Source organism: Arthrobacter woluwensis, from assembly GCF_900105345.1.
Taxonomy (GTDB): domain Bacteria; phylum Actinomycetota; class Actinomycetes; order Actinomycetales; family Micrococcaceae; genus Arthrobacter_E; species Arthrobacter_E woluwensis.
Map to the genome: position 1 here is coordinate 2,534,006 of NZ_FNSN01000003.1, position 14,703 is coordinate 2,548,708.

Consider the following 14,703-nt stretch of genomic DNA (forward strand, 5'->3'; position numbering starts at 1 on the left):
TAATGCCAATACGCCCTAGACTCATCCACTATGGATATGAATCCTCTGCTCGTGCGCCGGTTGCTCCCCCATCTGCCACTGCTGGTCGAGCTGTCCCGCACGGGCTCGGTGACGGCCGCGGCCGAGGAACTCGGGATACCCCAGCCCTCGGCGAGCCGGTCCCTCGCCCGGCTCGGCGAGCTCCTGGGAGTGCCGCTGCTCCAGCGCGTGGGACGAGGGGTGCGTCTGACCGAGGCCGGCGGCATCCTGGCGGAAGCGGCCGCGAGCGCCCTTGCGCGGGTGGAGGACGGCGTCGCCGCCGCCCGGGCGTACGGCCGGCAGGAGGACGCCGTGATCTCCGTGGCGTACCAGAACGTCCTCGGAGAGACCTACGTCCCGCGGGCCGTCGCGCGACTGACCGCGCGCCATCCCAAGGTGCGCTTCGAACTCAGCCACGGCTCGCGGGCCGCCTGCATCAGCCGGGTGCGGGGCGGTGAGGTGGATCTCGCCGTCGTCGCGGATCCGCCGCACGTCGATGATCTGCGCACCGTCGAGTTCTTCACCGAACCGCTCGTGGCCGCCATGAGTCCCCAGCATCCGTTCGCACACCGCGGCAGGCCCGTGACGGCCGCGGAGCTGAAGACCCAGGACCTCATCATCCTGCGCCGCGGGTACGGTCTGCATGACTCGGTGCATCGGATTCTCGGGACCCGCGGCGAGCTGCCGAACGCCACCTTCGAAGTGGACGACACACGTGACGCACGCGGCCTCGCGGCGGCCGGACTCGGCGTCTCCGTCCTCCCGCCGAGCCTCGGATCCGGCCTCGAGGTCGCCGAAGTGGCCATCGACCATCCCGCCGCGCACCGCGTGATCGGCGTCGTGACGCCTCCAGTGAGCACCGCCCTGGTGGACGAGTTCGTCAGTGTGTTCCGCGGTTGAGGCCGAGCCACGAAGATTCCCGACGACATGCCCCTGACGTGGGACGCGGCACATGTCTAGACTCAGGTAAGACATGAAGGGGGCTGCATGGTCGACGAGGCACGACGCCAGCAAGCACTGGACCGGATGGGGATCCTGGACACCCCGCCGGACGAGAGGGTGGACCGTGTGGCCCGCCTCGCCAAGGAGATGTTCGGCGTCCCCATGGTCAGCGTCTCGCTCCTGGACCGGGACCGGCAATGGCGCAAATCCCAGATCGGCCTGGGCGGCGCCGAAGCGCCCCGCGAGGACTCCTTCTGCGACTACACGGTCCGGCAGGATGCGACCGTGATCGTCGAGGACGCGAGCACGACGCCGGAGTTCGCGGAGAATCCCTTCGTCCTCGGCGACCCCCACCTCCGGTTCTACGCGGGGCACCCGCTGCACGCGCCGGGCGGCGAACCCATCGGCACCCTGTGCATCCTCGACACCACGCCCCGCGAATTCGGCGAGTCCCAAGGTGCTCTGCTCCGGGATCTCGCGTTCTGGGTGCAGACCGAACTGGCCCGTGACCAGGAGCTCGACCATGCCGAAGTCATCCAGCGCTCCCTCCGCCCGCAAAGCAATCCGGAACTGGACGGTTACACGATCGCGGCCTCGGTCTCACCCCGCGGACGCCTGTCCGGCGATTTCTACGACGTCGCGCTCCTCGACGGCACCCTGCGCCTGACCCTGGCCGATGTCATGGGCAAGGGCACCGGGCCCGCACTCGTCGCCGCGGGCGTGCGAGCCTCACTGCGCACCGCACCCGGCCGCTCGCTGGCGGAGGCGATGGCCGAAGCCGACCGCCTCGTCGAGCAGGACCTCGGAGACACGGGCATGTTCGTGACCGCGGTCCACGCCGACGTCCATCCCGGCGCGGGCCGCGTGGAACTGGTCGATGCCGGGCACGGTCTCGCCTTCATCATCCGGGCCGACGGCGGCTGGGACCACCTGCGCTCGCTCGGACTGCCGCTCGGCATGGGGCTCGGCACGGCGAAGGAACGTGAGCCCGCCGTCGCGACCCTCGCGCCCGGCGACTGCTTCGTCTGCTGCAGCGACGGTCTGCTGGACGTCCTCGACCCGCAGGACCCCTTCGGGCATGTCGAACGCGTCATCCGTGACCTTGGTCCCGAAGGCGCCGCGCGGGAGGCATCCCGACTGGCGCATGACGAGCGCGCGAGCGATGACATCACCGTGCTGATCATCCGGAGGGACGCATGACGACGCGCTTCGTCCTCATCAGGATCCTCGCCGTCCTCTCGGTGCTGCTCGGCGTCAACTACATCGTGTGGCGCTGGCTCGCCTCGGTGGACTGGGCCGCGTGGTGGATCGCGGTGCCGCTCGTGCTCGCCGAGACGTACAGCCTGATCGACACCTTCCTCTTCGCCCTCACCATGTGGCGCGCCAAGGACCGGCCCCGGCCACAGTCCGAACCCCAGGGCACCGCGGACGTCTTCATCACCACCTACAACGAGCCCCTCGAGCTCGTGATGGCCACGGCGCGGGCCGCGCAGCGGATCGCCTATCCGCACACCACCTGGATCCTCGACGACGGCGCCCGCCCCGAGATGGAGCGAGCCGCCGAGGAGGCCGGAATCGGCTACCTGACCCGCTCCGACGACTGGATCGGCAAGCCCCGCCATGCCAAGGCGGGCAACCTCAACAACGCGCTCTTCGAGACCGACGGCGAATTCCTCCTGATCCTCGACGCCGACCAGGTGCCGGACCCGCTCATCCTGCACCGCACGCTGGGCTACTTCGCCGACGACCCGGAGGTCGCCCTCGTCCAGACCCCGCAGTGGTTCATCAACGTGGACGATGCCGATCCGCTCGGCAGCCAGGCGCCCCTGTTCTACGGCCCCATCCAGCAGGGCAAGGACGGCTGGAACGCCGCGTTCTTCTGCGGCTCCAACGCGGTGCTGCGCCGCGAGGCCCTCATGCGGCTCGGCATCGTCGGCTACGTGCAGGACGTCACGCAGTCGACCCTGAAGGCTCTGAAGGCCGCGGACTCCCTGATCGGCCGGGAAGCCCGGGCGGCGGACGACCCGGAACTGAGCCGCGAACTCGGTGCTCTGCGAGCGGAGATCGTCCGCGCCCGGGAGGCCGTGCTCGGCGGCGCCCCGCTGGCCGAGGCGACCGCGACCCTGAGCGACGCCGTCGACCGTTCCGCACAGTCCCTCCTGGCACGCGACTTCGCCGGCATCCGCGAAGACCTGGAGGTCATCGCGAGCCTGCCGATCGAGCGCGACGCGGAACTCGATCTGCTGGTGGTCGACGAAACCCGCCTCGACCGGCTGGCCGCCGCGGAGCTGTCTCCGCTGGGAGCGGTCGAGGCCGTGCAGCGCCTGCTGGAGGCGCTGCGGATCGACCGCGGATCCGAGGCCCAGCCCATCCTGCCGATGGCGACCATTTCCGTCACCGAGGACATGGCCACCGCCATGCAGCTGCACTCCCAGGGCTGGCGGAGCGTGTACCACCACGAGATCCTCGCCCGGGGCCTGGCGCCCGAGGACCTGCGCACCATGCTGACGCAGCGGCTCCGCTGGGCGCAGGGCACCCTCCAGGTCATGCTCAGGGACAATCCGCTGGTCAAGCGCGGCCTGTCCGGCGGGCAGCGGCTCATGTACTTCGCCACGATGTGGAGCTACCTCTCCGGCTTCGCCGCGCTGGCCTACCTCGCGGCCCCGGTCATCTATCTGGTCTTCGGCGTCCTGCCCGTGACGGCCTGGAGCGGCGACTTCTTCGCCCGGTTCCTTCCGGCGTTCATCGTCAACCAGTTGCTGTTCGTCGTGGTGGCCCGGGGCATGAAGACCTGGCGCGGCCAGCAGTACTCGCTGGCGCTCTTCCCCGTCTGGATCCGCGCCTGCTGGACGGCGGTGGCGAATGTCGCCTTCGGCCGCCCGCTGAGTTTCGCCGTGACCAAGAAGGACGGCCGGGACACCCGGGGCATCCCGTGGCGGGAGATCTGGCCGCAGCTCACCGCGATCGCGGTGCTCGTGCTGGCGCTCGTGATCGGTGTGATCCGCGTCATCGCCGGCACGGCGGACGGGACGGGTACGCTCGTGAACACGGCCTGGGTCTGTTACGACCTCCTGGTCCTCAGCGTCATCATCCAGGCTGCCCGGTACCGCGGGCCGGCCGCCGTCGTCGCAGCATCCGAAGAAACCGTCGCCGAAGGAGACTCATGAACCTCACCACCACCGCCCACGACGGTTTCGCGGTCGTCACGATCGACGGCCGGCTGATCGCCTCCGGCGCCCCACTGCTGCGCCGCGCGGTGGAGGATCTGATCGGCGACGGGACCTCCCGCGTGGTCGTGGACCTGTCCCGCACCGAGTTCATCGACTCCTCCGGGCTCGGCGCGCTTATCGGCGGACTCAAGCGGACCCGCGTGGCGGGCGGCGACCTCCGCCTCGCGGCCGTGCCGGACGCGGTGCGTTCCGTGCTGCGGCTGACGAACCTGGACCGCGTGCTCGGCGAGTACCCGACGCCGGAGACGGCGTTCGATGAGCGGTGACCGCGAGCCGGTGATCCATGAGGGCGAGGCCTCCCCCGGCTTCGTCGACGAGGTGCTCGACGCCCTCGAAACGCTCTGGCTCAGCGCACCCTCCGTGCCGGCCGAGGACCGCACCTTGTTCATGCTGGCGGTCAGCGAGGTGACGACCAACATCGTCCAGCACAGTGAGCCGGGCGTGCGGGTGCAGGTGCGGCTCTCCGCCGACGAGGGGCAGCTGCGGGCGGTCGTGCGGGACACCGCGCCCGCCGTCGTGCTCGACCTGGAGTCGGCGGAACTCCCCGACGCGGAGAGCGAATCCGGGCGCGGGCTCGCGCTGACCGTCGCGGTCCTGGACGAGTTCCGGCATGACGGCACGGAGGATGGAAATCTGTGGACGCTCCGCCGTTCGTTCGGCACAGCACCCCGCTGACCTCGTCACACAACGCCACGGCCTCCGCGTCCCGGGCCCGCTCCCCCTACCCTGGTGACGTGACTTCCACGACATTCCGCACCGCCGCCGCGAGCGCTGTCGCCGCCGCGGCCCTCGTCTTCACCCTCGCCGCCTGTTCCAGCCCGGCGCCGTCCTCGTCGGCGCCGGCTTCCGCGCCGTCCACCACCTCGGGTGCTCCGTCTGCCTCCGCAGCAGCCGATGGCCCCTGCGACGGCGTGAAGGTGATCGTGTCCTCCGGCGCGCTGAAGCAGTCCGCCGCCGACGTCGGCCCCGTCTGCGTGCCGGTCAGCGGCCCCACGGCCGCCTCGAAGGTCCTCGCGGACGCGAAGGTGACCACGGTCGGCACCACCGCCTACCCGAAGGAACTGGTCTGCCGCGTCAACGGCGTCCCCGCCGCCGACTTCGACATCGCCCACAAGGGCGGCACCTACCGTGAGCCGTGCCAGAAGATGCCCGCCGCCTTCGCGTACTGGTCCCTCTGGGTCAAGCCGGCCACCGGGGCCTGGGCCTACGCGCAGGAAGGTCTCGCCACGCTGAAGGTCAGCCCGGGCCAGAGCCTGGAACTGCTCTTCACGGTCGACGGCGCACCGGCCGCACCCGCGGCGTGACCTTCCGGCCCGCGCCGCTACGCGCCGGGGCGGCCCTCGCCGCCTTCTTCGTGGTGGCGCGGGTCCTCTACCGCGTCCTCTTCAACGGAGCCGACGACGGCGGGACCGTCCTCCTCGACCTGCCGGCCTTCCCGCTCTCGGCGCCGTACTCCTCGGTCACCTTCCTGGGGGCCGTCACCGGGTCAGGCCTCTGGGAGGCGATCCTGTCGGCCCTCCCGATCGCGGCGGGCATCCTGGCGTTCGCGCTGCTCAACTCGCTGGTCGACGTGGGCCGCGGGTTCACGGTGCTCGCGCGCCGTGGCCCGTTGCGCGGGGCCGCCCGGATGCTCGTGGTGGCGTGGGCGGCCCTGCCCGCGCTGGCGGACGCGGTCCGGTCGGTGCGGCTGGCCTGCGTCCTGCGCGGTGAACGGTTCGGGGCGCGGGCCCTGGTCCCGGTCCTGGAGCGCACCCTCGAGCACGCGAGCCGTGTGGCCGCCGCGCTGGAACTGCGCGGCTTCGCCGGCGACGACGCGGCGGGAGGCCGGACGGCCGAGCCCCTCCTCGTCGAACCCGTTCTGGCCGAGAACGCCACCTTCGGCATCGGCGGAACGACGATCACCGTTCCCGCTTTCGCGCCGGCGCCCGGGACCCTGACTGTCCTCACGGGCCCGACCGGCTCCGGCAAATCCACGGTGCTGCGCGGCCTGGCCGGGCTGCTGTCCCACGTCGACGGCGGCACCCTCAGCGGCACCGTGCGCGTCGCCGGCATCGACCGTGCAAGCGTCCCGCCCCGCGACACCGCGGGCCTCGTGGGCGTGGTGCTCCAGAATCCCCGCGCCGCGTTCGCCACCACGCGGGTCCGTGACGAGATCGCCCTCGCCCTGGAACTGCGCGGTATCCACGGTCCGGCGGCCCGCGCTCGGGTGCTGGACATCGCGGCGGCCGTCGGCGTCGCGGAGTTCCTGGACCGCGACCTGGCGACCTTGTCCGCGGGTGAGGCGACCCTCGTGGCCATCGCGGCCGCCGTCGTGCAGGAACCGGCGCTGCTGCTCGTGGACGAACCGCTCGCCGACCTCGACACGTCCGCGCGGCGCCGCGTCGTCGCCGTGCTCGGCGAGCTCGCTCACCGGCACGGGGTGTGCGTCCTGGTCGCAGAGCACCGCGCCGGGGCGCTGACGTCCGTGGCCGACGACTGGTGGACCCTCGCCGGCGGCGTGCTGGTGCCGGATACCGCGCCCCTGAAGACTAGGGCGGAAGACGCGGTCACGTTCGGCGAGGTGACCGGGCCGGTCGCCGGGCCCGACGGCGAGCCCGTCCTCACCGCGACCGGGCTGTCCCTCATGCGCCACGGGAAGACCCTGCTCCGCGACGCGTCCCTGGATCTGCACCCGGGCCACCTCACGGCACTGGTCGGGCCCAACGGCGCCGGGAAGTCGTCGCTTCTCGTGGCCCTGGCGCTCTCCGGGAAGCACCGCGACAAGGAACTCCGCGGCACGGTCGCCGCCAGCGGCGTCCGGATCGCCCTCGTGCCCGACGCCTCCGACGACCTCTTCACCCGCGACACCGTCGGCGCCGAACTCCGGGCCGCGGCGCGGCGCGCGCCCGGCGACGTCACCGAGAGCGACGCCTGGGATCGGTTCCGGCTGCTCCGCGCGGGCGGCCGGATCCCCGACGCCGGCGAGCACCCCCGCGATCTCTCCGCCGGCGAGCGCCGCATCCTCGCCCTCACCGTGCAGAGCCTCGGCGAGCCCGGGGTCCTCCTGATCGACGAACCGACCCGCGGCCTGGACCCCGCGGCCCGGGAAGCGGTCGGCACAGCACTGGAAGCCGCCGCCGGCGCGGGCGCCGCGGTGCTCCTCGCGACCCACGACCGCGACTTCGCCCACGGGCTCGGCGCACGGATCCTGCCGATGCGCGACGGCGTCACGCCGCTGCCGGGTGACGGCGCGGAGAGCAAGGGCGCAGGCGGAGATGACGACAAGGTCCGAGTCGCGGGAACCACGGAGCCGTCCTCGATCGACCAGCTCTGGGCCCACCCCCTCCCGCCCGCCTCACGGCCCACCGGACCCCTCCGGGTCACCCTGCGCACCTGGGGAGCCCGACGCCCCCGTCTCCCCCGCGGCGCCGAAGCCGTCACCCTGCTCCTGGCGAACCTTCTGGCGTTCGCCGCCTTCTGCTGGCCCCTGGTGGCGACGGCGCTGCCCGAGGACGCCGCCGCTGCGACCCCGTACGCGGCCCTGGCGATCGCGCCGCTGGCCGCGATCGCCGTCGTGATCTGCCTGGACGGCTCGGTGCGGTCGGCGCAGACCGTGGCCCTGCTGGGGGTGCTGGCCGCGGTCGGGTCGGCGGTCCGCGTGGCGAGCACGGGAGTCGGCGGGGTCGAGGCCGTGTTCATCCTGCTGATCCTGGCCGGGCGGGCCTACGGTGCGCGGTTCGGGCTGCTGCTCGGCGCCGCGACGATCGCCCTGTCCAGCGCGGTGTGGGGCGGAATCGGGCCGTGGACGCCGTTCCAGATCTTCGCGTGCGCGTGGGTGGGGGCGGGCGCGGGTCTGCTCCCCCGGCGGGTCCGAGGAGTCGCGGAGCTGTGGATGCTCGGCCTGTACGGCGTGGTGGCGTCCTACCTCTTCGGCCTGCTCACGAACCTGTGGTTCTGGCCGTTCGCGGTGGGCGCCGGGACGGGCATCTCCTACCTGCCGGGCGCGCCGCTGCTCGACAACCTCCGGAGCTTCCTGCTCTACTCCCTGCTGACCTCGACGGCGGGCTGGGACACCCTGCGGGCCGTCACCACGGTGGTGGGGATCGCCGTCGTGGGCCGGGCGGTGCTCGCCGCGCTCCGGCGCGCGAAACCCGTCACGGCGCCCGCGCCCCGTCTCGGCTCCCGCCGCGGCACGGCGTCCGAGGACCGTGCCGAGCGGTTGAGCCTCACACCTTGAAGTACTTCGCCTCCGGGTGGTGGAACACGAACGCGTCCGTGGACTGCTCGGGGTGCAGCATGAGCTCGTCGCTCAGGATCACGCCCATGCGTTCGGCGTGCAGGAGCTCCATCACCTTGCGACGGTCCTCCATGTCCGGGCAGGCCGGGTAGCCGAGCGAGAAGCGCGCGCCGCGGTAGTCCAGCTTGAACAGGCCCTCCTTGTCGGCCGGCTCCTCCGAGGCAAAGCCCAGCTCCTCCCGGATCCGGGAGTGCCAGAACTCGGCCAGCGCCTCGGTGAGCTGCATGACCAGGCCGTGGACCTCGTAGTAGTCGCGGTACTGGTTCGCGGCGAACATCTTGGCCGTGAACTCGTCGATCTTCGCGCCGGCCGTGACCAGCTGGACCGGGAGGACATCCACCTGGCCGGACTCCCGGGAGCGCACGAAGTCCGCGAGGCACAGGTGCCGGTCACGGCGCTGCCGGGGGAAGTCGAAGCGCAGACGCTCGGTGCCCAAAGCACCTTCAGAACCGCCGTCCGGGGCGAGCAGGCCCGGGACGCCGAGCACGCCGTCGGGGTCCTCACCGTGGTGCAGGACCACCACCTGGTTCCCCTCGGCGACCACCGGGAAGTAGCCGTAGGCGATGGACGGATCGATCATGCCTTCGGCCAGGATGCGGTCCAGCCAGTAGCGCAGCCGCGGACGGCCTTCCCGCTCCACGAGCTCCTCGTAGCTGGCGCCGCCTTCGCCGCGGCCGGGTTTGAGGCCCCACTGCCCCATGAAGGTGGCGCGCTCGTCCAGGAACGCGGCGAAGTCGGCCAGGGCCACGCCGCGCACGATCCGGGTGCCCCAGAACGGAGGGGCGGGCACCGCGTTGTCCGTCGCGACGTCGGAGCGTCCCGGCATGGCGTCCGGCTCGGTGAGGGTGAGCCCGCCGCCAGCCCGGTGGATCCGCTTCTTCAGCGCCGGAAGACCGACCGCCTCCGGATCCTCACCGCGGGCGACCCGCACCAGCGGCTCCATGAGGGCCAGCCCTTCGAACGCGTCCTTGGCGTACCGGACCTGGCCTTCGAACATCCCGGCCAGATCGTCCTCGACATAGTTGCGGGTCAGGGCCGCGCCGCCCAGGATGATGGGCCACTTCTTGGCCAGGCCCCGCGACTGGAGCTCCTCGAGGTTCTCCTTCATGACCACGGTCGACTTCACGAGCAGGCCGGACATGCCGATCACGTCGGCGTCGTGTTCCTCGGCGGCGGCGATGATGTCCGCGATGGGCTGCTTGATGCCGAGGTTGATGACCTTGTAGCCGTTGTTGGTAAGGATGATGTCCACCAGGTTCTTGCCGATGTCGTGCACATCGCCACGCACGGTCGCGATCACCATGGTGCCCTTGCCGGACGCGTCGGACTTCTCCATGTGCGGTTCCAGGAGGGCGACCGCGTTCTTCATGACCTCGGCGGACTGGAGCACGAACGGCAGCTGCATCTCGCCCGCGCCGAACCGCTCGCCCACCACCTTCATGCCTTCCAGGAGGTGGTCGTTGATGATCCCGAGCGGGGTCATGCCCTCGGAGCGGGCCAGGTCGAGATCCGCTTCGAGGCCCTTGCCCTCGCCGTCGATGATGCGGCGCTGGAGCCGTTCACCCGTGGGCAATGCGGCGAGTTCCGCGGCGCGCTGGTCACGCAGCGCAGCGGTGTCGACGCCGGCGAACAGGTCCAGCATCGTCGCGAGCGGATCGTACGTGACGTTGCCGTCGGCGTCGTATTCGCGGCGGTCCCAGACGAGATCCAGCGCGACCTTGCGCTGCTCCTCCGGGAGGGACGCGAGCGGGACGATCTTGGCGGCGTCGATGATGCCGCTGGAGAGGCCGGCCTGGACGGCCTCGTGGAGGAACACCGAGTTCAGGACCATGCGGGCGGCCGGGTTGAGGCCGAAGGAGACGTTGGAGACGCCGAGGGTCGTGTGGATGCCGGGGTATTTGGCCGTGATCTGACGGATCGCCTCGATGGTCTCGATGCCGTCGCGACGGGTCTCCTCCTGGCCGGTGGCGATGGGGAAGGTGAGGGCGTCGACGATGATGTCCTCGACTTTCATGCCCCATTCCCCCACGAGCGAATCCACGAGGCGGGACGCGATCGCGACCTTGCCCTCGGTGGTGCGGGCCTGGCCCTCCTCGTCGATGGTGAGGGCGATGACGGCCGTGCCGTGCTCCTTCACGAGCGGCATGATCCTGGCGAAGCGGCTCTCCGGCCCGTCGCCGTCCTCGTAGTTGACGGAGTTGATGACGGGGCGGCCGCCGATCAGTTCCAGCCCCGCCTTCAGCACGGGCGGTTCCGTCGAGTCGATGACGAGCGGGAGGGTGGAGGCCGACGCGAAACGGGACACGACCTGCTGGATGTCCGCCACGCCGTCGCGCCCCACATAGTCCACGCAGACGTCCAGGAGGTGCGCGCCCACGCGGATCTGCTCCCGCGCGATGTCCACGCAGTCGTCCCAGCGCTCCTCCAGCATGGGCTGGCGGAAGGCCTTGGAGCCGTTGGCGTTGGTGCGCTCCCCGATCGCCAGGTAGGAGGAGTCCTGGTCGAAGGAGACGTGCTGGTAGAGCGAGGCGATGCCGGCGTCCTGCTCGCTCGGCGTGCGCCCGCCCGCGCCGGGCTGTCGGAAGGGTGCCAGACGTTCGACGACGGCGGCCAGGTGCTCCGGCGTCGTGCCGCAACAGCCACCCACCAGGCCCAGGCCGAACTCACGCACGAACTGCTCGTGGGCGGTGGCCAGCTCGGCTGGCGTCAGCGGATAGTGTGCCCCGTTGGCGCCGAGGACCGGCAGACCGGCGTTGGGCATACAGGCGATCGCCACGGTGGACTGCTTGGAGAGGTGCCGGAGGTGCTCGCTCATCTCCTCCGGGCCGGTGGCGCAGTTGAGGCCGATCGCGTCGACGCCGAGCGGTTCCAGCGCGGTGAGGGCGGCGCCGATCTCGGATCCCATGAGCATGGTGCCCGTGGTCTCCACCGTCACCTCCACGAAGATCGGGAGGCGGACGCCGCGGTTCACGATCGCCTGCTTGCAGCCGTTGACCGCGGACTTGGTCTGGAGCAGGTCCTGGCTGGTCTCGATCAGGAACGCGTCCGCGCCGCCGTCGATGAGTCCTTCCGCCTGCAAAGCGAAGGTCTGCTTGAGGTGGTCGTAGCTGGTGTGGCCGAGGCTCGGGAGCTTCGTGCCGGGACCCATCGACCCGAGCACCCAGCGCATCCGGCCGTCCTGCGCCTCCGCCGCCTCGGAGCGTTCGCGGGCGATCGCCGCGCCCTTGCGGGCCAGTTCCTCGATCCGGTCATCGATGCCGTAGTCCGAGAGGTTCGACCAGTTCGCGCCGAAGGTGTTGGTCTCCACCGCGTCGATGCCGACCGCGAAGTAAGCGTCGTGGATGTCCGCGATGACGTCCGGGCGGGTGTCGTTGAGGATCTCGTTGCAGCCCTCCAGACCCTGGAAATCGATGTCCAGCGACAGCTCGCGGCCCTGCAGCATGGTGCCCATGGCTCCGTCCGCGATGACCACCCGCTGGTTCACGGCGTCCAGGAGCGCCTGGGCTCGGACGGGGCGGGGCACGGAGTCGATGTCGAGCGCGAAACGAGGCATGGCACCAGACTACGGGCGCGCGGAGTCACGCCTGCTTGTGTTTCCGACTGCTACGGCGGGCCCGTTTCCCCCTTGCGTGCTCAGTTGTCGCGGGTCTTCGCCGTCCAGACCCGCAACAACTGAGCACGCAACGCGCCGCCGTGTCTTTACAGGTCCGCCAGGACCGTGCCCGGGCTCTCTATCGCGTCAGCGACGTACCGGAGGAAGCCGCCGGCCGTCCCGCCGTCGCACACCCGGTGGTCGAACACGAGCGAGAGCTCCGCGACCTTTCGCACCGCGAGCGCCCCGTCGACCACCCACGGCCGGTCGATGATCCGCCCGACGCCGAGGATCGCCGCCTCGGGATGGTTGATGATCGCCGCGCTGCCGTCCACGCCGAACACCCCGTAGTTGTTGAGGGTGAACGTGCTGCCGGAGAGGTCGGCGGGGCTCGCCTTCCCATCACGCGCGACGCCGGTCAGCCGCTTCAGCTCACCGTCCAGGCCGCGGGCGCTCAAGCGGTGGGCGGCGCGGATGCTGGGCACCACGAGTCCGCGGTCGGTCTGGGCCGCGAACCCGAGGTTCACGCCGTCGAAGGAGACGATCTCCTGGCCGCCGTCCTCCGCTGTCTCGATCCGGGTGTTCAGCTTGGGATACTTCGCCAGCCCGGCCAGCACGAACCGCGCGATGAACGCCAGGAGGCTCGGCGCGTTCTCCGGGTCGCGCCGCTTGAGTCCGGCGCGGAGCTCCACGAGGTCGGTCGCGTCGACGTCCACCCAGACCGTCGCCTCGGGGATCTCGGTGCGGCTCCGCACCATCGCCTGAGCGATCGTGCGCCGCATCCCCCGGAGCGGGGTGCGGGCCGCGATCGGCAGGCCGGTCGAGGGGTCGGTTGAGTGGTCGGTCGGCTCGTCGGCGCCGGCGCCCTTGGGGGCATCCTGGCCAGCGGCGTAGCCTGCCGTGGCGGTGGCGGGGCCAACGGCGTTAGCACCGGCTGTGGCCGCGGCACTGGCCGCGGGCGAACCGGCCGACGCCTGCTCGACGTCCCGCCGCAGGATCAGCCCGTCGGGGCCGGAACCGTCGAGGGCGTGCAATGCGACGCCGAGGTCCCGGGCCAGCTTGCGGACCAGCGGGGACACGACGCGGACGGCTTCGGCGCCGTCCACGGAGTCCCGCTGCGCCGGAGCCGGCGAGATCCGCGGCGTCTCCCCGGCTGAGGCGAGCCCCGCGGGAGCCGCGGTTTTGCGCCTGCGGGACCGGCCGCCGTCGGTCGATCCCGAGGTGCCGTAGCCGATGAGGACGTTGCCGGAGCCGGCACGCTCCTCGGTGCGATAGTCGGAGGCCGTCTCCAGAACCGGCGCGGCCGACGCGCCGCCCTCGTCGATGCTGATGAGCGGCTTGCCGACGTCGAGTGTCTCGCCCTCCGCGCCGTGCAGCACGGCGACCGTCCCCGCGAACGGTGACGGCACCTCCACCACGGCCTTCGCAGTCTCGACCTCGGCCACGGGCTGGTCGATCGTGACGCTGTCCCCGACGGCGACCAGCCAGCGGACCAGCTCCGCCTCGGTCAGGCCCTCCCCCAGATCGGGCAGCAGAAACTCGCGGCTCATCAGTCCTCCCACTGCAGGTCGTCGAGGGCGTCGAGGATGCGGTCGACGCCGGGCAGGTACCAGTGCTCGAATTTGGGCGCCGGGTACGGGATGTCGAAGCCGGTGACGCGGCGGATCGGCGCGGCGAGCGAGTGAAAGCAGCGTTCCTGGACGCGCGCGGTGATCTCCGAGGCGACGGACGCGAAGCCCTGAGCCTCCGCGACCACCACGACCCGCCCGGTCTTGCGGACCGAGGCGCTGATGGTCTCGTCGTCGAAGGGGACGATGGTCCGCACGTCGACGACCTCCACGCTCCGTCCCTCGGCGGCCGCCGCTTCGGCCGCGGCGAGCGCGGGCGGGACGGCGGGGCCGTAGGCGATGATCGTCGCGTCGGTTCCGGGACGCACGACGGCGGCCCGGCCCTCTTCGCGAACGCCGGTCGAGGCTCCGGCGCCCTCGGATGCAGCGCCTTCGAACGCCTCTCGCAACGCGTCCAGGTCCACCGATTCCTTGGACCAGTACAGCTTCTTGGGCTCCATGAAAACCACGGGGTCCTCGCTCGCGATGGCCTCGCGCAGGAGGAGGTACGCGTCCGCGACGCTCGACGGCGTGAAGACCTTGAGCCCCGGCGTGTGGGCATAGTACGCCTCGGAGGAGTCGCAATGGTGCTCGACGCCGCCGATGCCGCCCGCGTACGGCACCCGGATGACGAGCGGCAGGGTGATGCGCCCGCGCGTGCGGTTGTGCATCTTGGCGACGTGGCTCGCGATCTGCTCGAACGCCGGGTACGCGAAGGCGTCGAACTGCATCTCGATCACCGGGCGGAGGCCGTTCATGGCCATGCCGAGCGCCATGCCGACGATCCCGGATTCCGCCAGCGGTGTGTCGAAGCAACGCTGCTCGCCGAACTCCTTCTGGAGCCCGTCGGTGATGCGGAAGACGCCGCCCAGCGTGGCCACGTCCTCTCCGAACACGACGACGCCGGGATCGGCGCGCATCGCGTCCGCCATGGCGGTGGTGAGGGCCTTGGCGAAGGTCACGGGGCTGTGTCCCTCAACAGACGGCCCGGCGGTCGCGGCCGCCCGGGCCGCTGCCGCTTCTGCGACGGTGCTCATC

At 71.4% G+C, this 14,703-nt stretch carries 10 protein-coding genes; 7 read left to right on the forward strand and 3 right to left on the reverse strand.

What is annotated here, in order from left to right; all coding sequences use genetic code 11:
• The first annotated feature begins 30 nt into the window (after positions 1-30).
• From BLV63_RS12220 to BLV63_RS12250, 7 genes are all read left to right on the forward strand, one after another.
• Positions 31-918, forward strand: coding sequence for a LysR family transcriptional regulator (locus BLV63_RS12220; RefSeq protein WP_074784273.1), 888 nt, complete (start codon positions 31-33; stop codon positions 916-918).
• An 87-nt stretch (positions 919-1,005) separates the two neighbouring features.
• On the forward strand, positions 1,006-2,160 hold the full coding sequence (locus tag BLV63_RS12225; protein WP_066215627.1) for a PP2C family protein-serine/threonine phosphatase: 1,155 nt from the start codon (positions 1,006-1,008) through the stop codon (positions 2,158-2,160).
• Positions 2,157-4,127, forward strand: coding sequence for a glycosyltransferase family 2 protein (locus BLV63_RS12230; protein ID WP_066215629.1), 1,971 nt, complete (start codon positions 2,157-2,159; stop codon positions 4,125-4,127). The genes BLV63_RS12225 and BLV63_RS12230 overlap by 4 nt, the downstream gene beginning before the upstream one ends.
• Positions 4,124-4,456, forward strand: a complete 333-nt coding sequence (locus tag BLV63_RS12235) for an STAS domain-containing protein (RefSeq protein ID WP_066215631.1) — start codon at positions 4,124-4,126, stop codon at positions 4,454-4,456. The genes BLV63_RS12230 and BLV63_RS12235 overlap by 4 nt, the downstream gene beginning before the upstream one ends.
• Positions 4,446-4,865, forward strand: coding sequence for an ATP-binding protein (locus tag BLV63_RS12240; protein WP_066215633.1), 420 nt, complete (start codon positions 4,446-4,448; stop codon positions 4,863-4,865). The genes BLV63_RS12235 and BLV63_RS12240 overlap by 11 nt, the downstream gene beginning before the upstream one ends.
• 59 nt (positions 4,866-4,924) lie before the next feature.
• Positions 4,925-5,494 carry a hypothetical protein gene (locus BLV63_RS12245; RefSeq protein ID WP_066215765.1) on the forward strand — a complete coding sequence of 190 codons (570 nt, stop codon included), beginning with the start codon at positions 4,925-4,927 and terminating at the stop codon, positions 5,492-5,494.
• Complete coding sequence (locus BLV63_RS12250; RefSeq protein WP_066215635.1) at positions 5,491-8,406, forward strand: ATP-binding cassette domain-containing protein; 2,916 nt, start codon at positions 5,491-5,493, stop codon at positions 8,404-8,406. The genes BLV63_RS12245 and BLV63_RS12250 overlap by 4 nt, the downstream gene beginning before the upstream one ends.
• On the opposite strand, the gene metH is transcribed toward BLV63_RS12250, so the two are convergent.
• The 3 genes from metH to BLV63_RS12265 all read right to left on the reverse strand — a co-directional run bounded on the left by metH (position 8,396) and on the right by BLV63_RS12265 (position 14,702).
• Positions 8,396-12,019, reverse strand: coding sequence for a methionine synthase (gene metH / locus BLV63_RS12255; protein ID WP_066215636.1), 3,624 nt, complete (start codon positions 12,017-12,019; stop codon positions 8,396-8,398). The genes BLV63_RS12250 and metH overlap by 11 nt on opposite strands.
• Before the next feature lie 146 nt (positions 12,020-12,165).
• Positions 12,166-13,608, reverse strand: a complete 1,443-nt coding sequence (locus BLV63_RS12260) for a dihydrolipoamide acetyltransferase family protein (RefSeq protein WP_066215638.1) — start codon at positions 13,606-13,608, stop codon at positions 12,166-12,168.
• Positions 13,608-14,702 carry an alpha-ketoacid dehydrogenase subunit beta gene (locus tag BLV63_RS12265; protein ID WP_066215640.1) on the reverse strand — a complete coding sequence of 365 codons (1,095 nt, stop codon included), beginning with the start codon at positions 14,700-14,702 and terminating at the stop codon, positions 13,608-13,610. The genes BLV63_RS12260 and BLV63_RS12265 overlap by 1 nt, the downstream gene beginning before the upstream one ends.
• Position 14,703: the final 1 nt, after the last annotated feature.